This window comes from Paenibacillus sp. AK121, from assembly GCF_019042715.1.
In the GTDB taxonomy this organism is placed as follows: Bacteria; Bacillota; Bacilli; order Paenibacillales; family Paenibacillaceae; genus Paenibacillus; species Paenibacillus polymyxa_C.
Window position 1 is genome coordinate 97,368 of record NZ_JAHPJM010000008.1, and the last position, 23,281, is coordinate 120,648.

The 23,281-nt window shown below is 47.9% G+C and carries 18 protein-coding genes; 2 read left to right on the forward strand and 16 right to left on the reverse strand.

The annotated features are described in order from the left end of the window. Positions 1-10: 10 nt before the first annotated feature. The 14 genes from KSP24_RS15870 to KSP24_RS15935 all read right to left on the reverse strand — a co-directional run bounded on the left by KSP24_RS15870 (position 11) and on the right by KSP24_RS15935 (position 19,018). Entirely contained in the window at positions 11-4,978 is a 4,968-nt protein-coding gene (locus KSP24_RS15870) for a DUF4132 domain-containing protein (protein WP_216975732.1), read from the reverse strand. Positions 4,979-4,993: 15 nt separating this feature from the next. Next, the gene (locus KSP24_RS15875) at positions 4,994-5,413 is read right to left on the reverse strand and encodes a hypothetical protein (RefSeq protein WP_216975734.1); all 420 of its coding nucleotides are present in this window, start codon (positions 5,411-5,413) and stop codon (positions 4,994-4,996) included. Between the two features lie 348 nt (positions 5,414-5,761). After that, positions 5,762-6,619, reverse strand: a complete 858-nt coding sequence (locus tag KSP24_RS15880; RefSeq protein WP_016819898.1) for a MetQ/NlpA family ABC transporter substrate-binding protein — start codon at positions 6,617-6,619, stop codon at positions 5,762-5,764. Positions 6,620-6,667: 48 nt separating this feature from the next. After that, complete coding sequence (locus KSP24_RS15885; protein WP_216975736.1) at positions 6,668-6,832, reverse strand: hypothetical protein; 165 nt, start codon at positions 6,830-6,832, stop codon at positions 6,668-6,670. Positions 6,833-6,883: 51 nt separating this feature from the next. Further along, a complete protein-coding gene (locus KSP24_RS15890) occupies positions 6,884-7,555 on the reverse strand; it encodes a methionine ABC transporter permease (RefSeq protein ID WP_165082709.1) in 672 nt (223 codons plus the stop codon). Beyond that, complete coding sequence (locus KSP24_RS15895; RefSeq protein ID WP_216975738.1) at positions 7,548-8,273, reverse strand: methionine ABC transporter ATP-binding protein; 726 nt, start codon at positions 8,271-8,273, stop codon at positions 7,548-7,550. The genes KSP24_RS15890 and KSP24_RS15895 overlap by 8 nt, the downstream gene beginning before the upstream one ends. A 138-nt stretch (positions 8,274-8,411) precedes the next feature. Next, positions 8,412-9,203 (reverse strand): energy-coupling factor transporter transmembrane component T family protein, encoded by a 792-nt coding sequence (locus KSP24_RS15900; protein WP_013369582.1) that lies wholly within the window; start codon positions 9,201-9,203, stop codon positions 8,412-8,414. Further along, positions 9,178-10,662, reverse strand: coding sequence for an ABC transporter ATP-binding protein (locus tag KSP24_RS15905; protein WP_216975740.1), 1,485 nt, complete (start codon positions 10,660-10,662; stop codon positions 9,178-9,180). Before KSP24_RS15905 ends, KSP24_RS15900 begins: the two co-directional genes overlap by 26 nt. Further along, a complete protein-coding gene (locus KSP24_RS15910; protein WP_064962529.1) occupies positions 10,662-11,258 on the reverse strand; it encodes an ECF transporter S component in 597 nt (198 codons plus the stop codon). The genes KSP24_RS15905 and KSP24_RS15910 overlap by 1 nt, the downstream gene beginning before the upstream one ends. 456 nt (positions 11,259-11,714) lie before the next feature. After that, the gene (locus tag KSP24_RS15915) at positions 11,715-12,512 is read right to left on the reverse strand and encodes a TatD family hydrolase (RefSeq protein WP_064962530.1); all 798 of its coding nucleotides are present in this window, start codon (positions 12,510-12,512) and stop codon (positions 11,715-11,717) included. A 20-nt stretch (positions 12,513-12,532) separates the two neighbouring features. Then, the gene (locus KSP24_RS15920) at positions 12,533-15,142 is read right to left on the reverse strand and encodes a polynucleotide kinase-phosphatase (protein WP_216975742.1); all 2,610 of its coding nucleotides are present in this window, start codon (positions 15,140-15,142) and stop codon (positions 12,533-12,535) included. After that, entirely contained in the window at positions 15,139-16,590 is a 1,452-nt protein-coding gene (locus tag KSP24_RS15925; RefSeq protein ID WP_216975744.1) for a 3' terminal RNA ribose 2'-O-methyltransferase Hen1, read from the reverse strand. Before KSP24_RS15925 ends, KSP24_RS15920 begins: the two co-directional genes overlap by 4 nt. Before the next feature lie 21 nt (positions 16,591-16,611). After that, positions 16,612-17,430: a nucleotidyltransferase domain-containing protein gene (locus KSP24_RS15930; RefSeq protein ID WP_064962533.1), complete on the reverse strand. Its 819-nt coding sequence runs from the start codon at positions 17,428-17,430 to the stop codon at positions 16,612-16,614. A 19-nt stretch (positions 17,431-17,449) separates the two neighbouring features. Beyond that, a complete protein-coding gene (locus KSP24_RS15935) occupies positions 17,450-19,018 on the reverse strand; it encodes a limonene hydroxylase (protein ID WP_216975746.1) in 1,569 nt (522 codons plus the stop codon). A gap of 198 nt (positions 19,019-19,216) precedes the next feature. Here KSP24_RS15935 and KSP24_RS15940 point away from each other — a divergent pair, with 198 nt between their 5' ends. Together KSP24_RS15940 and KSP24_RS15945 are read left to right on the forward strand one after the other, a co-directional pair. After that, complete coding sequence (locus KSP24_RS15940; RefSeq protein ID WP_040102059.1) at positions 19,217-20,542, forward strand: helix-turn-helix transcriptional regulator; 1,326 nt, start codon at positions 19,217-19,219, stop codon at positions 20,540-20,542. Continuing rightward, on the forward strand, positions 20,517-21,317 hold the full coding sequence (locus tag KSP24_RS15945) for a WYL domain-containing protein (protein ID WP_064962535.1): 801 nt from the start codon (positions 20,517-20,519) through the stop codon (positions 21,315-21,317). The genes KSP24_RS15940 and KSP24_RS15945 overlap by 26 nt, the downstream gene beginning before the upstream one ends. 83 nt (positions 21,318-21,400) lie before the next feature. On the opposite strand, the gene KSP24_RS15950 is transcribed toward KSP24_RS15945, so the two are convergent. Beyond that, entirely contained in the window at positions 21,401-22,378 is a 978-nt protein-coding gene (locus KSP24_RS15950; protein WP_064962536.1) for an aldo/keto reductase, read from the reverse strand. A gap of 137 nt (positions 22,379-22,515) precedes the next feature. After that, a complete protein-coding gene (locus KSP24_RS15955; protein WP_017426268.1) occupies positions 22,516-23,274 on the reverse strand; it encodes a TraX family protein in 759 nt (252 codons plus the stop codon). Positions 23,275-23,281: the final 7 nt, after the last annotated feature.

The window sequence follows — 23,281 nt, forward strand, 5'->3', positions numbered from 1 at the left end:
AATTTCTATCCTACGCTTGAAGCTGTTCAAGAATTTGTGGGTCCTTGATTTTCTGATCCTCAGCCAGCAACGCTATTTTGGATAGAATCTCGGCTGTTCTTGGATCCTCATCCAGAAACGGCAGGAAGATGCGACCACGATGCTGCGAATGCACCGGAATAATGTGCAGTGCTCCCTTGGCTTGCTTGTAGACCCCACCGCTTCCGAGGTGCACCGCATACTCGCCAAGATTCCCATCTATACGTGCGTAATTCCCATCTAAGCGTACATTGCTAATTTTCAGCAGACGAAGGGATTCCTGTACAATGACCTTACGCATTTCAACGGTTGTCAGACTAGCCTCTGGATCAACGCCGCCTACATGAGCAACACTGACGACCAGATCCACGTCCCGCATAACTTCAGAGAACAGAACAGGTGGAACCTCCTCCAAAGGCACGCTCTTATATGTTGTCCGATCAAAGAACTGCACGGTCTCCAGTGTAGGAGCCTCAGTATCCGCTGGTGAGAACCAATCGGCCATGGCATACAGGTTCGCAATCAGATTCTCGGCATAGTACACCTTCTGGAGTCCGTCTTCATAGCTGACTGTCCATTGGCGACTTTTTAGTAAGGATACCGTTTTATTCGGCTGTACCTGATGTCCCGCATACCGACGGGAAACTGTCGCGTTGGCACGTTCATCAGCATTCAGCAGATACAGCTCACGGAACACCTGCTTAAATGGCTGGCGTATCTGGCGGTCGAATAAGTCCTTCTGGAATTCGCTCCAACGACCACTTTCGTACAAATGAAGTGGATGTGCAATAACCAACTTATCCTCTTCTCCAATAGTATGCTGTTCAGCAGAAGGAGCAGTCAACACTAACGTATCCCCATTAAAATAACCGAGGTGATCACCAGCTTTGAAAACCAGTGTCCTCACCAGCGGAGCAAGCACAGGATTGCCTAACAATCCTCTTAATTCCTTCACCATAAAGGTCGTACCAGACTCCATAGAGCGTTCCAATTCTTTGCGAGCTCTGCGATATTGATCTACCAGATCTCCTTTAAGCTCTTTCAACGCCGTAACATACTCATCCTTCTTGAAACGAGCCGGAATGGATTTCAGCGTCTTCCCTTTGCTGACAATTTCAATATCTGCCGTTCCTTCATCATCAATGACCAGTTGTATCGTTGTAGCCTCATCTAAGGCACGGGGCTCAAAATAAGAGCGGAGATCATCCAGCTTGCGAGCTTCCATGTCCCAGACGAGACGGGTTACGTCATCATAACCTGCATTACGTGCCAAATTCCCGAGCGCAATCCGTGAAACCAGTGCCTCACTAGCCTTACGCTGTGCCCCGAATTTCTTGCTTTGTTCCAGAAACTTCTGGATAAAATCATAACGTTCGCGGACATCTGGTTCAGGCGGCTCGGCAAGTGGAATCAGACTGTAGGTCAACAAATGGTCTTTGTTTCGCTTGTCTTCCACTGATTTTTCCATTTCACTCCGTTTCAGCTTACCCAACGTCGCATCCGCAAACAATTGGGATCGACGATGATTGGCTCCAGCCGAAATATACTTGGCACAATCGTACAGCAGATCAAATCGTTCCTCGCCCAGCGTCTCATAGGCCTCATGAAACCAGTGAATATCAAAGGCACCATCATTAAAATCCTGCGGAGCTATCGGTGAATAATGAGCTACAATCGTTTCCTTCTCAGCCGAAAAGCCTTCATTGATATGCGCATGGAAGTACCATGCTGCACTGCGAAGTCCTTCCCACCCGAGATAGCCTGCTACAATCTCAATCCATTGTGGGGCATACATTGCCGCCTCCAACAAACGTTTATCTGTAATTTTAGTGTTCTTCAGCTTCTCCTTGAGTAATGCAGCATCCTCGCCATCACTTGGATAACATGCCTTGAGCAAGTGGCTGAACGATTCTTTTTTGGTAATACGATCACCGTAGCCATACACATAACCACGCACGAACGTTTCCTTGTCGAGCCCCTCCAGAATACGGATAAAATAATTCATGCCTTCAATCCGGCTCAGACCCATCACCTTTGACGTGGCTTCGGTAGGCAAATCGCCTCGAACCAATTCAACCTCTAGCAGTCGATCAATAACCGTACGACGTATCTCCAAAAATTCTGGCTTGCTGGAAATCCATGTATTACGAGCATTGGTTAAGGTGCTCATATGCCTTCTGCTTTCACTACCGGCCAGCAGCTCCCGATACACTTCACCTACACTGATCAGCCCTTTTTCATAGGCTTTGAAGTGATCCTCCAGATCCAGCGGAGAATAAAAACGATTTTCCATGCCTGGCCATTCTGCGTAGTTCACAAAGGTATGGAAAAAACGTTTAAAGGACTCATTATCATGGACTCGCCCTTTCTCCAATGCCAACCACGGGCCGGACAATAAATGAAACATTCCCATATCCTCTGCAGGTCTATCCTTAGGCATACTTTGCATTAGTGAATTGAAGGCAAGGTCGATTACGTCAAATGTTTCGGAACCGGCTGTGTCCATAAAATAAGCATTAATTAATGTGCTTACCTGATCGGAATAGGTCAGCTCTGCCATCCACTTTTGAACCTCATTAATCCGCTCTAAAGGATACATTTGTTCGGCGAAGTCTTTACGCCATCCTTCTAGCAGCTTTTGCTTGCTTTGTTCTGAATAGCCAAAGTTAAATGAGAAATATCGATAGTAGCGATCCAACGTTCGGTCCATTGGCTCCAATCGATCATAAAAAACAAGCTCCAGCAGATCACGCGCTTCTATGCCGCTTTCCTGCAAATAACGTTCCCATTCCTCATAAAGAGGATATAAAGACAGCCTGGAATCTACTTCTTCATCGACCTGAACCAGTCGTAGAGGGCGAAGATTCGTCCCAATAGGCAATGTATCTTTGTAGCCTGAATAATACTCCGCTGTATATTCCACATCACGATGATGATGAACAAGCTCATCCAGTCCACTCAAGAACTGCTTGAGCTTCTCCAATGGACTAGCAAAAACATCGGCCATTCGGAAATCACCCAGATCAACCTTCTCTTCCAACCAAGCTTCCTTGACATTCGGATCGTACAAGCCAAAGCCGTTTGTCCCTGTATAAGTATCCTCCTGTCCCAGCTTGGACAGCAGTTGCTCCTCTTTGGCGGTGGGTTGCTGAATGATATCCGCTAAAGTCCGCAGATTTTCATACTGCTGGGCACGATCCGGGTCATCATATATCTTTGTCAATATTTCCAGTCCACCCAATCGTTGCAGTTCCGCCTTCGCACGAAGCAAGCGTTCCAATGAGCCAGCGAGCGGCTCTTCCGATTGTGAAAGCAACACACCAATGACACTTTGTCGCAACGAGCCTGTCTTGAGCTTTAATAAAGCTTCCATTTGCTGCATTTCTGGTTCCGACAGCGTCAGCTTGCGCGCCTTGGCCACAGCGAACTCACGGATACTCATACTTTTGTCAGACAAGCTGGAAAAAATAAAATCACGCTGTACCGCATCCTCAGGGTTCTGCACAAAATGATTCAATATCTCGCCGCGCAGATTAGGGCTAATCTGATCCTTTAAGGCTATAATTTCCCCAATCCAGGAAGCATCCATATCATAACCAGCGAGATACAGCATTTTTTGAATAGGTGCATCCGAGCGGTGATACAGGTTTACATAATCCAGCACCTTGGAAGGCTCGGTAGACTCACCCTTTTTCATATGTACAAACAGATTATGAAGTCGTTCAAAATCCTTACGGCGCTCCTCTTTGCTATCCAGCAAAGGAGTGCGCGCCACTTTAACGATTCGATCCGCGACCGTCCCGCCTTCTACCCATTCATAAAAATAATCAGTTGTATAGTTCGTCAGTATCCAATAGCGAAGCTCCGGGTCCGTCTCATCCAGATATTCTCTCGCAATTCCGAGGCGCAGATCCTTGTTTTTAGTATTAGACAGTACATACTGTGCTACAATCTTCTGGTATGCTGCTCCCTGCTCCATAAGTTGGCGAACCTGTCCATATAAATCACGTTCCTCATATACTGCCGTAGCCCACAAGCTCATATACAGTTCGTTAGCATTTGAGCTGGTCAGCCATTCCTGGCGCAGTTCAGTGCGAGTTAATGCTTCATATGCCTGCTCGATCAGCTGGCGAACGACCCGCCGATTGGCAGATTCCAAGCCCATGCCCGTCCACACTGCAAGTGCCCGCACTACCGAACTGTATCGAATGAAGCCTTGGTCGATGATCACCTTTAACAGATAAATGAGAGCCTGAGGAGTTCCTTCATCCATTTGCTCCACAATGCTTTGGCGTAATCCCTCTTGAAGCCTGGCCGCTGCCAGCAGCTCGCCAATCATGTGATAATTCTCATCTTGATGGCTTAGCAGCATGCCTTTAATCATATTGCGCGTAAGTAGCGCCGCCTGATTATCCCCATAAATAATAGCTTTTAGCGCCTCTAGCACCTGTGAATTGCCGTTGTCTAGCTCGTAAGCAATCCAATCACCAATCGTTTCCTGAATCCGGTAATCCCTGCCTGGTTCGTAATCCTTTTTCGTTAAATAATCCATTATAGAGAATCCGATACAGTCCATTCGGATCAACTGCACCATTTTTTTATAAACCCGGGAAGTATGAGCGGTAATATCAGAAGTGCGAAACGGTCTGCGCTCATACCCAGTGCTGTAAGGATATTCGGTCACATGCTCGGTTAGATGTGCAAACACATCGCCAGCTGTTTGTCCAATTAGAGAACGCAACACTTCTGCCAGTGGCTTGAACAGCGGTTCTCCGCTTTCTGCCGCCCGTTCTTTCAGTATTTGCTGACATTTGATAAATGGCTCCTCAACCTCTTGTATGTAATGAAGCTTACCCAGTTCCACAACATACTGAGCCAACTCCTGCTGTTGTCCACCCAGTTGCGTCGTGCGCTCTTTCAGTGTGGCGAAATATTCTTGCTCATTGTTCTCCTGATGCATATTTCGTCTCCTCCTCTACCATAGGCCTCCAGCCAACATTGTGAAGCGTATAAATACAATCTCATCCCCTGCATGAAGTGACAAAGGAGCGTCCAGTTCAATCGCTTCCTCATCACATACAAAAACCCTGTATAAACCATCCTCAAAGGCCTGCATCGCCGTGTTCACGGCAGCCTCAATATCAGGAACACCATCATTATATATGGAACCGAATCCAACTTTGCCTGTCTCGCCTTGTGCCTGAATTTCCTCTCCCGTGAGGAACGGAATCAGCGCGACACTCTCCTGCTTTTCCCGTAGCTTTTGAACATTCAGGGCAACGGTTGCTGTAATCAAATCTCGCAATGTTTCTGGAGTAGGGCTCAGCTCTATTTCCTGTTGTGCGAGTGCGGGTTTACGCTTTCCCAAACTTTTTACAGTTACAAACAGCTTCATATTGTTTCCCTTCCTTTTTTTATTGACGCTTTTGACCCGTTGTCAGCTGAATTTCTCGACCCTCCTACAAACATCGTTAATAAAACATAAAACGAATGTTTGTTCGTATATTTATTTTAATAGGTTCCTTATCATTACTCTATCACCCTTTATGACCAAAATTCACAGTGCTGTAATACACTAAAATCTTAAAAAATAAGACTTTGTACCCTGATTTCGATGAATTTTACCCATATTAAGGATGAAAAAGAAAAAGACCTGCACAAGGGAGACCATCTGCTCTTCACAGACTGCACTCCATTATACAGGTCAAATATCATCAAAAATAATGTTTCAATACTTATTTATTTAAAATGCTGGAACAACGCTATCCTTGTAATTGTCCTCAAAAAATTTGCGTACTTCCGGTCCGGTCATTCGTTTTGCCAGCTTTTGAATGGCATCGGAATCTGCATTATCCTTACGCGCTACCAAATTAATGGCAAAGTGCGTATCATCTTTTTCGGTAATCAGCGCGTCCTTCTTCGGTGTCAGACCGAGCGGCTTGGCATATGCGGGATACATGGCAGCCATGTCCACATCATCCAGCGACCGCGCCAGCATCAACAAATCCACTTCTTTAAACACAAACTTTTTCTTATTCTCAATAATATCAGCCTGTGTAGCATTATAGCCTACACCTTCTTTAAGCTTGATTAGACCGTTTTGCTCCATCATTACCAAAGAACGTCCGGTATTGGCCGGATCATTGGCAATGGCAATCGTCGCACCTTCGGGCAGGTCTTTAATGTTCTTGTATTTTTTGGAGTACGCGCCATAAATGGCGTTGTAAATCGGTTTTACCGCTACCAAATCAGATTTGTTGCTTTCATTATATTGTTGCATAAACGGAGCATGCTGAAAGAAGTTAGCATCCACTTCACGGCTTGCCAATGCGTTGTTCGGTTGGATATTGTCTGACAGCACAACAATTTCCAGATTGACTCCGTCCTGTTTAAGCAGTGGCTTCACGATATCCAGCACATCTGTCATCGGTGGGATCAGCGTGGCTACTTTCAAGGTCACTTCTTTTTGGGATGTTGCTTCTTTAGTTGTTGTTTCTTGTGTAGCCTGCTTCTGACCACCACATCCGGCAACCAGCAGCATAACCACTGCAAATAGTGTAAGTAATTTCAAGTTCGTTTTCATGTTGTTTTTCCGACTCATTCGATGATGAACCTCCAAATTAGTTGTGATTGGGAAGATGTTAATGAGTTACAGTATAGCCGCTTCGCGTGCAGATTGCTCTTCCGATCGCTGTTGAAATGGGATTCTCTCATTTAAAAGTGATGATAGGTTAGAATCCCATTTCAAAGGCGAACGCTGACGCTTCTCCAGAACAATTCTGCCCGCTCCGCTTTTGAGATACTGTAAGGTCATTTTTATTTCCCATAGTGGGTGGTGCAAGTGTAATGCCATACAACTTACCATTTACCGCTTGTCGATCCGGCGGGATATGGTGCTTCCGGTGAACTGGATCGTTTGTACGAAAATAATCATAACGACGATGGTGAACGCCATCAAGCCTGTTTCAAACCGCTGGTAACCATAGCGGATGGCAAAATCGCCTACCCCGCCGCCGCCCACAATGCCCATCACCGTGGAGTAGGAGATGAAGCTAATGGTGGATGTGGTCAAACCCAGTACAAGTCCGGAACGGGCTTCCACGTATAGAAATTTAAAAATAAGCTGGAGCGTGGATGCTCCCATAGACGTAGCGGCTTCAATCACACCCTTGGGCACCTCAAGCAACGATTGTTCCACCAGCCTCGAATAATAGGCGATGGCTACCACTGACAAGGGAACCGTAGCTGCCATCGTGCCCAGCGCCGTGCCTACCACCAAACGTGTAAATGGAATCATAAACACGACGAGCAGCAAGAACGGGAACGAGCGGATAACATTGACCAGACTGTTCAGTATGGTGAAGAGCAGTCGATTTTCATATTTTTGCCCTTTACCACACAAATATAAAATCGTTCCTGCCGGAAGCCCTAACAGTACAGCTGCTGCGATAGAAATCCCCACCATGATAAATGTCTCCCCGATGGCTTTCCATATCTCTGACTGATACTGTGCAATGATGCTTAGCATTTCATTCATCAGCTTCACCTACTTTTGCTGTTGAACCTACCGCAGCGTCAGCTACACGTTGCGTTGAAAGCAGCTGTCCATCCCGCATTTCTGATACATGGGTACAAATGTTGCGTACCACGTCCATATCATGCGTGACGATTACAATGGTAACTCCCAGTTCACGGTTGATCTCCCGTAACACGCCTAGAATATCCGCAGTCGTCTGCGGATCAAGGGCCGAGGTCGGCTCATCACAAAGCAGCACCGCAGGTCGATTCGCCAGTGCTCTGGCAATCGCCACACGTTGCTTTTGGCCTCCGCTCAGTTGTGCCGGATACTGTTCTGCCTTATCCGCTAAACCGACGAATTGCAGGCATTCGCGCACGCGTTCTGCTCTCTCTTTTTTCGCGACACCTGCCAGTTCCAACGGCATTGCTACATTTCCACTTACCGTCCGATTATGAACAAGATGATAATGTTGGAAAATCATCCCTATGGATCGCCGAGCTTCACGGAGACGTTTTTCCGGCATGCGAGCCAGATCTTCCCCGTTCACAACCACGTTTCCCTCATCCGGTCTTTCCAATACATTCATCAACCGGAGCAACGTAGATTTGCCGGCACCGCTGGCACCTATGATACCGTGAATCTCCCCCTCCTCCACTTGAAGGGACACGGATTGAACCGCATGAAATGGGCCGCTTGAGGTGGTATAATGCTTGTTTACCTGATGCAGCGTAATCATGAAACTTGGCCTCCTGATGATCCATTACTGCGGGAAAATGTAATAAGCCCGCCAGCCCAGGCGGGTCTGTACGAGCCGTCAATTCCCATTGCATTAATATACCACAGAGCAGAAATCGGGCAAAGCCTTTTGCAACAATTAACGTACATCCCATACCCCTACATAAGGAAAGCAGGTACCAAGTCCCCAAGCCAACATCAGCAGCACCACAAAATAAAAAATAAATATAATATCTACAGCCGAATAGCCGATCGCATAATAATACGTGCGCTTGGTTTCATTAGCAAAACCCTTGGCTTCCATGGCAATAGCAATGCGCTGTGCACGCCGGATACTTTGAGCGAGTAGCGGAATTGCGTACCTGCGGAGCGTGGCGTACATATTCCATTTGGACACATGCTGGTGTAAACCTCGAATACGGTGGGCATGTCTCAAAGCCTGAAATTCCTCCAGCATCATCGGCATCAACCGCATAGCTGCCAAAAAGCTGTATGCATACTTGGGAGGGAGCTTCCATTGCTGCATCAGTGAATAAAAAAGGCTCACCGGACGAGTCGTTAAACCAAACAGCAACCCTGCCGCGGCCATACTCAGTGCACGAAAGCCCAGATGCATGCCTCGGAAAAAGCTTTCCTGCGTAATATGGATCAGGCCCCATGTCCACCAGGTCGTCACTCCTTTGCCAAACATCATCATGCCTGTTGAGGTTGAAATAAACACCAATATAAAGGGAGATCCGTACAGGAGCAGCCGCTTCCATGGATGGCCTGACCAGACAAGCAACAGCAGCATAGCACATGCAACATTAAACATAACGTTCGGATCATGGATGACTATAACGATCACAAACAGCAGGGAAAACATCACGAGCTTTAGGCCCGGGTTTACACGATGCAGCCATGTTTCATGATGAGGAAAGGACAGGCTCATACTGTAGTTCCCCTTTCTGAATCCGCCATACATCGGTACAATATCGACGGACAATTTCCGGGTCATGCGTAACCATCACAATGGCCGTGCCTGCCGCTCTCAGCTGCTCCAACATATCCAGCATGACAAAGGTATTACGCGCATCCTGCCCAAAAGTCGGTTCGTCCAGCAGCAGCACTTCCGGCTCCCGGATCATAGCCGTAGCAATACTCAACCGCCTTTTTTGGCCCAACGAAAGCTGATACGGATGGCGTTCATCCAGCCGCTCCAGTCCGAACTGTATAAGTATTCGATCCACTCGTTCCCTACACTGTTCAGCTGTAAACAGGCTCTTGGGTAACGAATATTCCAGTTCCCTTCGTACGGTGTTCGCTACAAATTGCAGCTCTGGATTTTGAAATGCAAACCCAATACGCTCAGCCAGTTGCTCCGTATTGCCTGCCTCAGCTCCGCACAAGCAATAACGACCCTGCGTGTGAAGTAAACGCATCATAGAGAGCAGAAGCGAGCTTTTGCCAGCCCCGTTTTCACCGACCACGCCAATCCAGTCGCCAGGCTGCACCTGTGCTTGCTCCACATAAATGACTGAGCTCAAACCCCGGAGTCCGCTAAAATGTTCTAGCTCCAGCAAATCCGTTGTAGGTGCTGAGGTGGACGGACTATCCGTATGCCCTCCATCTTTCTGCTGCGTCACAGACTCTCTCCAACGCGGCGAAGACGATTCATCCCATATCCCCGGATACCACACGCCATACTCGGATAATGCCTGCCGATGCACATGAAACACTTCTTCCGCCCTTCCGTCCGCAATCATTTCTCCTTGATCAGAAAGCACCACAATCCGATCCACATCCTGGACAATTTCATTGATTTTATGCTCTACAATCACCAGCGTCTGGTCTGCCGAAATGTTGCGAATGGTATCCCATACCTGTGTCGTGCCCTCCTCGTCCAACAAAGCTGTCGGCTCATCCAAAAAAAGCACTTCCGGCTCCATAGCCAGCACAGAGGCAATCGCCAGCCGCTGTTTCATTCCCTGTGACATGCTGGCAATGGGCAAGTGTATATCATCCGTCGATAGACCAACCTGCATTAGCAGCTCGCGAATACGGGATGGCATCTGCTCCCTTGGAACCTGTTTATTTTCCAACACAAAAGCCAATTCCTCGTCTGCATACGACATACAAAACTGCGTGTCAGGATCTTGAAATACAATACCAGAGAGACTCGGGATCACGGCAGCATCGTATTTCATAGGCACTTCTATCGTGCGTGGAATCAGTCCGCTCAGCACCTGAAGCAGCGTTGATTTGCCGCATCCGCTTGGACCCAGCAGCAGTAGCTTTTCCCCTTTGCGGACAGATAAGGACATATTGTGGAAAAGCAGCTCTTGCTCACCGGGAAATTTCAAACGAAGACGGGTGATCGAAGCTACCACATCTTCGTTGGCCGCGCTCATCAATCCAGCCCCTTATAATCTTGTTCCGTTGCCGGTCTCAAACTTCGCGTAACTCCGGTTACCTCCAGCGCCTTAGCCAGATAGAAAGCGAATACCCCAGCAATCACAATACTGCCAATCATCCGAAATCCAATATACAAAACATAGTTCCAGGTCGATAGCTGATCAATATACCCATAGCTGAAGTCTAAAATCAAAGAAGTGACAGCCGCCCCTGCCGCAGCTAATGAAGCGACCCACAGGTTTGCGTTCCGATACAGAAAAGCCGCAAAGAACAGCTCCGCTCCCAAGCCTTGCAGCAGACCATAGTACAAGGTGGACATGCCCCATTCGCTTCCCAAAAAAGCACTGACTGTGGCCGCGGCCACTTCTGCCAAAATCGCAACTCCCGGCTTGCGAATGATAAGATAAGCGAACGTGCCAGCCATAAACCACATGCCATACATCAGTTGCTCGGCATGCAGACCAAATGGTTTCATTAAATCATAGGCAGGTCCCCATATTTTGTAGACTAGCCCGAACACCACGGAGATTACAATCGTGACCAAAATATCAGTCAGCTTCAACCCTTTCGACGCTTTTACACTCGTATTCATTGTTGATACGCTCCCCTTTTTCGTTAAAATAGGCCTTCTGGCCATAAAAAAAAGCCTGTCCGGAGCTGAATCTCCAGGCAAGCTTTATGCGCAGTCATAAAATGATCACCATACATTATCAGTTGTCGACATATCTCATATGCACAGTAGTCTACTGCACTGAAACCAAGCCAAAGTCAGGTACAAAACAAGACACGCTTGTCCGTCTGCAACTTTTTACAAACCCGCAGCTCATTAACTTGATATATGATATGAAACGAATCCATCGACTAGCCGCCGCCAATAGGCGGTAATTCTGTTTCTTGTATAGTGTTCTAGGTTTCTCTACGCTGGCATTACCCAGATCAGATTTCACGGTCGGCGGCAAGGGCCACCCTCTCAGCCTGACTATCTCAAGCTCCCGACAATGCTTTTTAATTCACTATAATATATACCACATCTATGGCTTTGACAATCCTATAATCCGAAGAAACGTTTGGCTGTTTCCGTCGTCGCGATTTCGATCTCCATCATGCTCCGGCCTGTGCACTCAGCAATCGTAGCGGCGATGTGAGCGAGATACATCGGCTCATTACGCCCTTCTTTGGGCTTCACAGGCAGATTACGCGGGGTCAAAAATGGAGCATCCGTTTCAATCATCAACCGGTCGAGCGGAATATCCCTCACCAACTCACGCAGATGCTTGCCGCGCCGCTCATCACAGATCCAGCCAGTAATACCGATATACAGTCCCATTTCCACATACGTATGCAATTCCTGAGCAGTGCCAGTAAAACAATGCACCACCGCTTTATCGACAAGCCCTTGATGCTCTCGTAACATAGCGACAAAATCCTCATGCGCATCTCGTTCATGCAGAAATAACGGCATATGTAGCTCACCCGCCAGTTGAATCTGCTCTCCAAACCATCGGCGCTGTACATCACGCGGAGAAAAATCACGGTTATAGTCCAACCCGCATTCTCCTATGGATACGACCTGCGGCTGAACCGCGAGTTGGCGGAGCTGTTGAATCGTATCTGTGCTGCAATTTTTGGCATCATGGGGATGCACGCCAGCTGTAGCATACAGCTGACCAGGATAACGCGCTGCATACTGAGCAGCCTCTCGACTACTGCGGACACTGGTTCCAGTAATAATCAACGGTGTAATCCCTACAGCCGCTGCTCTCTCGACCACCTGTTCCCGATCTGTATGAAACGAACGGTGCATCAAGTTCACACCAATATCAATCAACGGTGTACTCCTGTCCATCTCAATCCCTCCTTCGCAAACTACAATCTCGGATCAATCGGCTCCGATTCCAGAGATAACGCGGCCAGGACGCATTCATGAATACGCTCCACCGTATCCTTGCGGACAAAACGTTCCACGCCCTCCATGCCAAGCGCTCCTTCCATCAAGGCATGACGCTCCTTTTTGTTCGTTCGACGCTGCTTCAGACGTTTTAAATTCTCAGGGGCAAGATAATCCATACCGTAAATGATGTGCAAGTACTTCCGGCCTCTCACCTTGATTGCAGGCTGAATCATCTTGTCCCGATTCTTCATCAAAAAGCGTTCCGGCTTGATCACAATGCCCTCATGACCATCCTCTGTCATCTCATTCCACCAGCGAATGACCTCTTCCTCGCTTGTTTCATCCGTGATGATACGATACTCTGTCTCCATAAATATAGAGGACAGTCCTGCCAGCTCCCGGTTGTGCTCCATATGCCAAATATGAGATTGGTCAAAAAACGTCTGTCCGCTGTGGGCCAGTGTATGAAACGGTGCAATACGAATTTCATCCAGACCGTCCACATCCCAGCAATATTTTTGAAAAGCCTCTTGGAACGTTACGGTATTGCCATATTTCCGTTCCATTTCCTCCAGCCAGTCTCCAACCTCTCGGCCTGCAACCTTCGCCTGCTTCAGCTTGTCTACCAGCTTACTGCGATCCAGCAGAGCTGCTTCACCCACATGCGCATACTGTGCAGCAATCAGTTCCCGAGCCTTGAGATTCCACGGTACAATTTCCGCATCCAGCAACACAAAATCCGTCTGGTTCTGTTCAAAATATCCGGCATCCACTAGATCCGCATTCAGCTTCTCCAGCACCTGCTTCCCAAAGCCTGACTCAAAGAAGGGTCGTCCGCTTCGGGTGTAGATCGTGCCCAATGTCGGGTAGCCTACATATTCAACAGCAGCCAGTTCGTTTTTGAATAATAGCAAAATCGCCCGACTACCCATATGCTTTTTCTCAGCTACCATCGTTTGTACGCCTTGACTGCGATAATAAGCTAGCGCTTCACGCGGATGCTCCAGATAACCTTCCTCTTCGGAAACCTTGGGGGCAGGACTCATCGTGGGCGGAATGTACACCAGTTCCTCCATCGGTACCGTCACATGTGACACGGTATCTATAGCGGTTTTGACCGATTCTCCTTGAACGCGCACTTCGCCATACGATTCCGTCAGCACACTGTAACCAGCGATGAGCTTACGTAAATTCGGCGGGGAAAACCGTTTTCTCTGCCACCGGACAAGTGGGCTATCGGGATCATTCGCATAATTCTCATGAGCCGGAACGCTGACAAATTCCTTTTCCGGATAACGATAAGCGGTCAGCATACCACCAAATACCACACCTTGATCAATATTCACCGTCTGATTGACAAGGGTAGGCTGCGGTCTCGGATCATGTCCCCATACTACTATTTCTCCCGATTCATGGTCTACGAACCAATCTTTGCGGATTGGTTTTCCGTCTGCATCCTGACCTTCCGTATCTCCATAACGACAGTAATCAGAAATACGCGCCGACTGTTTGCCAATAAAATGATCCTTGATCCCCGCATGAGTCACAACTACGTGCCGCAACCCGTTTCTGCCGAAAATAAGATGAGAGGGTGCATGTAGTAGAAAATCCCTCAGCTCGCTTCTAAGCTGTTCCGCTGCTGCCTTGCCCGCTTTTTGTTCATATTGAACCATTTCCTCTGCGAATCGTTCATCTCCATGATTGAGAGTTACCTTTCTCCCATCAAGGTAACGACCGATTTTCCAGCCATGATTGCTGTCAATCATGTAGGCGAGTCCAGCGTCCACGTGCTTTTTCCAGAACTGCACCGCTAATAACGATTCTGGGCCACGGCTCATCACATCTCCGACAGACACCAGTCTTCTGCCTTCTGGATGATGGTATAGTCCTTCCGTATCTTCCATATATCCGAGCCGCTCTATCACTTCCAGCATCTCACGGTAGCACCCGTGAATGTCACCAATGATATCAATGCCTGCACCTATATCATGAAACAGCGGCTGAGCACGACGGGCAAAGTTAACCTTTTCTACATCCTTGTGGACATAACAAGCGTTAAAACCTTCTTCCCGGATACCGCGCAGGTTCCGCTTTAACAGCTGTGCCTGCTGCTTGACCCGTTGGCGGCCACGCGGATGCGCCCTACCTGAATCACGTTCCAGCAGCACAGATTCGGGCACATCCAGCACCAAGGCCATCACTGGTACATGCGCTTTGGCTGCCAGCTGTACATATTTCTGGCGATCCTCAGCATACAGATGAGTGGCATCCACAACCGTCAGCTTATTCAGACGACAGCGCATAGCCAGAATGGTATCCATCGCCTCAAACGCCTTGGCTGACATTTGCTGGTACTCATAAAACAGCACGTCCGATTCCAGCCTTGGAAGTCCGCTCCAGTCTATAAATTCCGTATCTCCGACCAGCTGGCGAAAATGATCTGAGGATACCACTTCCGTTTTCAATAGAATCCCTTCGCTCACCAACATGTCCAGTAAAGTGGTTTTGCCACTATTCGAGGCCCCTACCAACACAACCAGTCCAGCATGCGGTAGATTAATCGTTCGTTCGGATGAAATGCTCATGAATTCTTCGGCTCCTTTCTGCGCGTAAATACAGCCATTTGGGTCGGTTGTCCAAAGCCTTCGACCTCTTCTCCGATCCCTTCCAGCGCTAATGAATAGGGAGCTTCCTCAATCCATTGCTCGCATCGTTCACGAAACTCGCTTCTGCTCCATTCAAAACGGTGATCGCCATGCCGCAGCTCTTGCTGATCCATACGATACACCTCATTATATTCTCGATTGGGAGTCGTCACGATCAGCACACCCGGCTGATATTCTGTCACAATCGTATCCATCACCCGGTTCAGACGATGCTCATCCACATGCTCAATGACCTCACACAGGATCATCACATCTTTTCCCCGCAATTGCTCATCATAATAAAAGAGAGAGCCCATCATAGGTGTAGGGCGAATTGCATCAGCATGCCTTTCCAGCTTGGCAAAACGCTCCACAGCCCTCACCTGTGCATAAGCAGACGGCTCCACCGCCCAAATCTCTTCAATGCCCTTCATTCGGGCCAAGCGAGCCGAAAGCTTCCCTTCCCCTGAACCAAAATCTACGATTTTCTGTCTTCGGGGCAGCTTGCGAATCACATCCATAATGGCTTGATACCGCAGCTCATTGAGCCGTACAGTAGGCTGTTGCGTCCCTTCCTCCAGTGACTGTTCTTGCTGCTGATCCTGTTCGTGATTATGCTTTTGTTCTTGGACAGTATCCTTTTCAATATGTTTTTCAGTCCGTGTAGCAGCAGAATCAGATTGCTCAAATTGCTCAATCAGATTGGTAAAATGAAGTGTGCGTCGAATGATGAGCTCGCGTAGCGGATGCGCTGACAACCAGCCTTCACCGTAACGTCTCAGCTTATCAAACTCTTCTTCGCTAATATAGTAGTGCTTATAATTATCCAACACTGGAATCAACAGCAATAACTGACGCAGCGCATATTGCACCGTCTGATGACCACTTAGCGTGACATATCTGACGGTGCTTCGATTTTTCAGCTGAAAAGAATAATCCGCTTCCCCTCGTTCTATGGTCACTTGATAGCCCAGCGGCGCAAATAGTCCCTCCACCACAGCATCTGGCAAATCCGACGCAACAGGCCCAAACGATAACTCCAATGCAAAAGGATGCTTCACCCATGCTGCATAGTCTTCCTTGGGTTTGCCGTTCAGGGCCGTGCCAAGCGCGCCGCGAATATAGGTACAGAACAAGCTACTGGTTACAAACTCCCGGTCATTAATATACTGTGTAATATCATAGCTATCTGGACTGTTTTTGACCAAATCTATCGAATCTGGCGAAGCCTGAATGACGATTTCTGCCTCTTCCTCGGTAAACACGGTGTACACCATGCGTACACGCGCACCCTTTTCCGTGCGATCATACGTATTATAGGGATTTTTGGCAAGCAAATGCGAAATCATCCCGGCATTATTTCCGGTTGCTTTTAGCGTGATATGCATACTCTACTTCTCCCTCCCAACTTATGTTTTCCATACTTCATTCACCGCAGCGCGGAACATATCATCCAACTGCTGATCCCGTCCGCCCTCCATATGCTGAAGCAAAGGCGCCTTCTGTTCAAAGTAAGCCATTTGCTGCTCGATAAAATCATTCACCACCGAAAGCTGTGGCTCCACATCCAGCTCCTCGCCCGCTTTTTTACGTTCCAGCAAATGTTCGATCACCTGAGAAAGTTCGGTATCAGCCGGAATGAATTCCTCCAGCAAGTCTACGAATTCCATCGGAGGCATGCTGTTGTATCGTTCAATCCAGCCACAGGCCAGCAGCGGGCGCAGCACGTAAAAATACTTTTTAATCTTCACCTGTTCACCTTGCAAATAATCCCGATAATTTCCCCGCGCCATATTCAGATAATGGTACATACAGGACTTCGGAGAGAAGGTTAACGGCGAGATCGCACGAATCTGATCAGCCACTGAATACTGCTCCAGATAGGGAATCGGAGATTGCAGCCATTCCAGCAAAGGCGGATTGGATTTGCGAAACAAATTGAGCGCCTTTTTCAAATCCCAGCCGTTTATATCCAGCAAATCGCTGATTGGCCGTTCAATCACATCCCGCTTATCAAAAATAGATAAATACCATTCTATGGGTCTTACATAGATAAATCGTACATCATAGTCACTGTCCTGTGAAGGAAACCCCCATGCCCGACTGCCTGATTCACAGGCGTATACAATGCGCACCTGCTCCTCCTGCTCCAACGCCCGCAGCTCACGCAAAATCGTTTCGCGCATTTCCGGTTGAATGAAACCCTGCCCATGCTTCACATCTGTCATGATGTTCCCTCCCTTATCATTAAAGTAATTCCCGAATCTGTTCTCTAACCGACTCCTCCGTTTCAGCTACCGATAAGCGGCGAAGACGCTCTGTCGTTTCCTCACCCCACATCTCAGAAGGCCATTCCTTGAGTACATGAAGCGCTGCATGACGATTGGAGGTCACCGGACTCCAGAGTCCGGCAGCAACTAGCTCTTGCCCCATTCCTTCGTAAGAAGACAATTGCTGAAGCAAAATACCCAGACACTGATGCGCTTCATACTCCGGTCCAAAGCCTGGCACATCAGCAGGACCAGAAGCAATCTCTTCCAGAGGCAAGCGCTTTTCTGCAAAAGCCACCAGCTTACGAGCCCGTTGTTCATCCTCTGTCCTGATGAGTTCAAAGTACAGATTAGGCTTGACTGGGTATTGGCTTAATTGATCAAATAGCACGGGCCATACATCTAGTGCTAGCATTCGAGCTACACGAATGGCGTAGTGGAGATGCGGTGAATCTGCATGCTGTAGCTCCTGTTCTACCGGCTTTACCCACTGTGGATCGTCCATCATCTGCTGGCATATCGACGCGTAACGTTTACGCAATTCCGGCGTCCATTCATGCTCATAACGTGCCTCCCATGAATCGTCTTCTTCACCCAGAAAATCTGCAATATCCATGATGATCGTAAAATGCTTCACAGTCGTACACATGGCCTTAGCATGGCGAAGGTAGTTGCCTATGACCATAGCGGCATGCTCATAATCATCTATACTTTCCGCAGGTCCGCCTGCTGCCAGCAAAGCTGATAGAATATCACCCGCCCCGTCAAACAACTCCTGATCAATGTGCGGTACAGCGATGGCTGTATGCAGTTCGCCTTTATGAGCGCACTCATAAGCAAGATACTCATACATGACATTGTTGCGGAATCCTTCCCGTAATAACCAATCACGTATTTCCTGCCGTGTCGGCTCCAGCCGTTCTACTACGTGAATACGTCCCCAGCCATGTACCTGTGACGCTAACCTATACAACTGCTCGTTGGCCTGCTCCGAGATATTACGGATAGCTACAGCCGCATATAGCGTGAATTCATCATGCTTGGCTAGTGTTAAAATAAGCTCGTGGTGCTGATCCGTCTCCAGCAATCCAAGCAATGCAATGCCAAACTTCACCACATTACGATGTGCTCCGTGTTCAGCCAGCCAACGTGCTTCCTCATACAATCGATCCGGCTGAATTGCTGGATGCTCCCGCACCGCATCTAGCAGCGGATCAATCAGGCTGAGTGCATTTTCCTCCATCAAGCGTACATACGTCTCACGTCTCGTCTTCATCCCTGGCTTGCGGCATTGTCTGGACAACAACTGCGCCAGATCCTTAATTTTGTCAGTCTCTCCATCTCCGCCAGCGCCATGATGCCCAAACGCTCCATCCAGCCCTCCTGCCACCCAACGCATCTTGTGTCCTGCCCAGTATTCTTCATCATCTGGCAAATGATCATCCGTAAGCCTGCCCTGAGGGTCCAGTCCCTGCTTAATCGTTTCATAAATCGAAAGCTTACCTACCCATGGATATAACACTTCATTTTTGAATCGTCCAAACATGTTGCATCACCCTTCTGTTATGTATTGCTTCTTACTTATCGTGCTACCTTATATCCCTATAATCCTTTATTTTGGAAGTCATGAACATGGTGAAAGTATTACAAAGATGAATAAATTACCTTTTTCCTGCATCCCTTCCCTGTTAGAATAAAGGGATACTTATTTTCGGAGAACGGCTACAGAAACGGGGAATGCATCATGGCGAGAGAGAGTTTTGATAAAGAAATTCAATTCCTGCGTATGCTCACACTAACAAGCGGCGCTTATAATCGGCAGCAATTTGCAGACAGACTTGGCATTTCGGTACATACCTTTGATAAGACGATTCGGCGCCTCAAGGAAATCGTCCAATCCGTACAACAGCAGCTGCCTGCGGAACAGGGACATGATTTTAATGAGATGCTGCGCTTTAATTATTACGAATCCGCTGATCCATTGCTGTTATTTCTATTTCGGGCCAAATCGCTCAAGGAATCGGAAAGTGTCCGCTTATCCCTTCTGCTGACAGCGCTACAGTCACAGTCTATGACTACCATGGAACTGTTGGATGCTTGCTGCAATGGCCTGCCTTCCGACAGTTCACTGCCAGATGAGAAAACAATTCGTTCTGATCTGAAATATCTGGTCGAAGTCGGCGTGATTCGTAAGGAGCCTGGCGGCAGGCCCTATCGCTATGCTGTCCGCAATGATCTGGTGACAGAACTGACGGACGAGGAATTACTGGACTTATATGATTTTGTGGACATTATGGCCAACACCCAGCTCCCCTCTGTGCAGGGATATCTGTTACGAGATCATCTTAAAAAAGCCATGCGCCGTCAGCTCGGAGATCGTGAGATGGCAGAGCCTTTTTTATATAAATACCATTATTATTCACGCATTCTGGACGAAGCCCATATTCATCCGCTTCTGCATGCCATTCGGCAACGTCGCTGTGTAAGCTTTTTATATTTTTCGGCGTCCAAACGAAGCATGTACGGGTCACAGAACACAAACCCACGGTTTGAAAAAGAGACCGAAGGCCGTGAACATACCATTCTGCCCCTGCAAGTCATCTATGATCATCAATACGGACGTTGGTATGTGCTTGGTCATGTAGGCGGCAAAGGAATCATGAAGTTTCGAATGGAGGGCATGACTCAATTGGTGGAGGGCAAGCCTGTCCCAGAGCAGCTTTATGCCGACCTGTTAGCCGTGTTGGAAGAAAAAATGCGGTACAGCTGGCTTGTTGATACGGGTCGTCCCGTGAAGGTACGGGTACGTTTTTTTAATCCCGAAGGGGCAAAACGCAACTTTATTCGGGAACGTGTGCTGTCACAAGGACAATGGGGTGCGATTACGGAGGAAGAAAGTGAATCCTTTATCTACGAAATCACAGTGAATGGAATCACTGAGATTAAACCGTGGATTCGCAGCTTCGGATCAAGCTGTGAGGTATTGGAGCCCCAGCGGCTGCGTAAGGAATTCAGACAGGAATGGAAGGAGCTGCAAGCCTATTATGAGCCTGTTCGAGAAAATATTTAACTATCAGATTGTCTCACGGTTGGATGAATCGGGCGCTTTTGCTACCACCTCGCAGGAAAGAGTCTGGCTTAAGTCCATGCTTGCAGACTCGGCAGCGACAGAGGCTTTTACCCCGTCTACACTTGATAAGCTTCGGCAATTACTTGCAGACGACAAGCCATTGGAGGCCGATGGCAGCCTGCGCGAAAAGGCAGGAGTTCCTGCTGCTTCGGTTTATCATCCGCTCCTGCGTGAATTGCGTTCCATTCTGCGATCCCGTTCAGGCATCTGTATGACCTACAAACTGCGCAACGGACGCCTGCATGAGCGAATGTCCGGATTTCCCTATAAGCTGGAGTTTTCCATGGTCAAAAAAGAATGGAGTCTGCTATGGTATAATCGCCGACATCGCGCATTCATGTCTACTAAACTATCCAACATCGTAACCGTTACGGAGGATGAGATTCTTCCTGAAGAAGCCGAGACGTTTACCCAACGAATACTCGGTATACTGGAGTCACGCAAAGAACAGGGCATCATCGAAATTATTCCTGTATATAACGGTGAAATGTCTCGTATTTTATATGCTTTTTCCTGTTTTGAAAAGGAGGTCGAATATGATCAGGAAGCAGATACCTATCGTATTACGCTCACTTTCCAGGCAGACGAATGTGAATATGTGTTATCCAAAATCCGCTTCCTCGGCAAACGTGTCAAGGTCGTTCAAGGCTCTCGATTAATATCGCGAATGAAGGAAACAACAGCCAAGGCCCTCGCACGATACGAAGAGGAATAGCTGCTGAAGAAATATAGGATGAATCCACATAAAGGCCCTCCCTCCGTCTGCTAATGAGACGAAAGGAGGGCCTGTTAAACGAGTTATGGCAAGGCTTGTCCGCGTGCACTGACATACAATTGATACCATTCCTCACGGGTCATCAGCTCGCTCTGGCGTTCTGCATCCTGACATGCTTTGATTCGTTCAGGATTGGCGCTGCCAATGACAGGCTGAATCCGTGCCGGATGCTTCATCAGCCAGCCCAGGACGATCGCTTCACGTGTCGTCCCCTTTTCAGAAGCCAGCTTCTGCACCAGTTCTGCCGTCTTACGGATGTGCTCAGGCTCTCCTTCCAGAGAACCTCCGCTAAAACGTCCCTGCGCCAGCGGTCCCCAAGCCTGGAGCTGAATATCCTCAGTTTGGCAATATTCCAGCAATCCTTCGCCAAAATGTACATTCGTCCCTGCCTGCTGGTTCACGTGTACGGTCTGATCTATAAAATGCAGATGTGCCAGGCTCATCTCCAGCTGATTAACAATCAGCGGCTCCGTTAGGCTACGTTCCAGAAAACGAATTTGGCTTACATTCATATTGGAAACGCCAAAATGCCGGACTTTGCCGGATGTCCTAAGCTCGCTGAACGCCTTCGCTACTTCTTCCGGCTCTACCAGCGGATCGGGACGGTGCAGCAGCAGGATGTCTAAATACTCAGTACCCAGACGCTTCAAGATACCATCTACGGACTCCATAATATGATCATATGAGAAATCAAAACGGCCTGGGAGCGTGCCATCCGGCAAAAAAATGCCGCATTTGGACTGAATTACGATTTGTTCACGCAATCCGGGCTGTCCCTTTAAAATCCGACCGAAAATTTCTTCCGCTTTTCCCATACGATAGATATCCGCATGATCAAACATCGTAATCCCGATGGATTGTGCAGCTTCTACAGCTCTCTCCGCTTCAACGACATGCTCCTGTGTATACGGTGCATGGCTCCATTCTCCACCAAAAGGCATGCAGCCAAGCACCAGCCGACTATCGGAGATTCCACGTTTTTGTAAAGGCATAATTTTCATGTTGCTCCTCCTTTAACCCTCAAAGTATTCCTTGCTTCATCTACATTCGAATAGTGCGTGAAACCGCAAAAATCAGACGGAAAACATGTCGTTTTCCGTCTGATTTTTTATTTTAGTTACTTATTAGACAGCCCTTCTTATATGTAATAATCAATAGCCAACTTCAGCAGATAAAGCGCGAGCAAATGCAGCGGATAAAACAAATAGAAGAAGGTTCGTGGGCCTTTTCCCCTCTCTCCGTTATATCGGGATAGCAAAGGGAGTGCAAAAATACAGGCCCCGCCGATCGCAAACGGATAAAGATATTCGTTCATTGTGCTGGCGTTGATGCCCATGATGCTGAGCGAATCGGGAACAGCCCATATAATGATGACTCCGAAAATGAACATAAGCGCAATTATTGCAATAATCCATCCGTTGTAAATCTTCTGTTGTTTGCGAGCCACATAGAAAGCCAGAACCAGGAACACTCCAATCACACTCCAGTCTCCCAAAAGAGAGACTACGCAAAGAGCCGAAATCGCCAAGTATTTAAGCACAGGATTGGTCGTGTTGTCATAGAACCATATTGCCAGTAGGCCCATCAACAACGTTAGCATGATGTTTCCCGAAGTATACCAATCTTTAAATACCAATCCGTAAGGCACCACACTGGCTAGCCCGGTTAGAGCAAGGCGCATTGTATATTTTTTGAAGCTTCTGGTATGGATATATCCTTCGGCTACAAAAAAAGCCATGATAGGCAATGTAATTCTGCCTACCACCTGAAAGCCCAAAAAATCGGCAAAAAATAGCCCTCCAATATGATCAATTAGCATTGCCAATACTGCAATTAATTTTAAACTGGTGGCATCAATGCCTTTCACCTCTGCTTGAACGGATAATCTTTGTTCCATATTCCTC

What these genes read in the sequence shown, in the direction of transcription:
- KSP24_RS15940 (WP_040102059.1), top strand. Translation starts at nt 19,217, where the DNA reads ATGGCGAGAGAGAGTTTTGATAAAGAAATTCAATTCCTGCGTATGCTC.
- KSP24_RS15875 (WP_216975734.1), bottom strand. Translation starts at nt 5,413, where the DNA reads ATGAAGCTGTTTGTAACTGTAAAAAGTTTGGGAAAGCGTAAACCCGCA.
- KSP24_RS15955 (WP_017426268.1), bottom strand. Translation starts at nt 23,274, where the DNA reads ATGGAACAAAGATTATCCGTTCAAGCAGAGGTGAAAGGCATTGATGCC.
- KSP24_RS15930 (WP_064962533.1), bottom strand. Translation starts at nt 17,430, where the DNA reads ATGACAGATGTGAAGCATGGGCAGGGTTTCATTCAACCGGAAATGCGC.
- KSP24_RS15945 (WP_064962535.1), top strand. Translation starts at nt 20,517, where the DNA reads ATGAGCCTGTTCGAGAAAATATTTAACTATCAGATTGTCTCACGGTTG.
- KSP24_RS15915 (WP_064962530.1), bottom strand. Translation starts at nt 12,512, where the DNA reads ATGGACAGGAGTACACCGTTGATTGATATTGGTGTGAACTTGATGCAC.
- KSP24_RS15925 (WP_216975744.1), bottom strand. Translation starts at nt 16,590, where the DNA reads ATGCATATCACGCTAAAAGCAACCGGAAATAATGCCGGGATGATTTCG.
- KSP24_RS15905 (WP_216975740.1), bottom strand. Translation starts at nt 10,662, where the DNA reads ATGAGCGCGGCCAACGAAGATGTGGTAGCTTCGATCACCCGTCTTCGT.
- KSP24_RS15895 (WP_216975738.1), bottom strand. Translation starts at nt 8,273, where the DNA reads ATGATTACGCTGCATCAGGTAAACAAGCATTATACCACCTCAAGCGGC.
- KSP24_RS15900 (WP_013369582.1), bottom strand. Translation starts at nt 9,203, where the DNA reads ATGAGCCTGTCCTTTCCTCATCATGAAACATGGCTGCATCGTGTAAAC.
- KSP24_RS15890 (WP_165082709.1), bottom strand. Translation starts at nt 7,555, where the DNA reads ATGAATGAAATGCTAAGCATCATTGCACAGTATCAGTCAGAGATATGG.
- KSP24_RS15910 (WP_064962529.1), bottom strand. Translation starts at nt 11,258, where the DNA reads ATGAATACGAGTGTAAAAGCGTCGAAAGGGTTGAAGCTGACTGATATT.
- KSP24_RS15920 (WP_216975742.1), bottom strand. Translation starts at nt 15,142, where the DNA reads ATGAGCATTTCATCCGAACGAACGATTAATCTACCGCATGCTGGACTG.
- KSP24_RS15950 (WP_064962536.1), bottom strand. Translation starts at nt 22,378, where the DNA reads ATGAAAATTATGCCTTTACAAAAACGTGGAATCTCCGATAGTCGGCTG.
- KSP24_RS15935 (WP_216975746.1), bottom strand. Translation starts at nt 19,018, where the DNA reads ATGTTTGGACGATTCAAAAATGAAGTGTTATATCCATGGGTAGGTAAG.
- KSP24_RS15870 (WP_216975732.1), bottom strand. Translation starts at nt 4,978, where the DNA reads ATGCATCAGGAGAACAATGAGCAAGAATATTTCGCCACACTGAAAGAG.
- KSP24_RS15885 (WP_216975736.1), bottom strand. Translation starts at nt 6,832, where the DNA reads ATGACCTTACAGTATCTCAAAAGCGGAGCGGGCAGAATTGTTCTGGAG.
- KSP24_RS15880 (WP_016819898.1), bottom strand. Translation starts at nt 6,619, where the DNA reads ATGAGTCGGAAAAACAACATGAAAACGAACTTGAAATTACTTACACTA.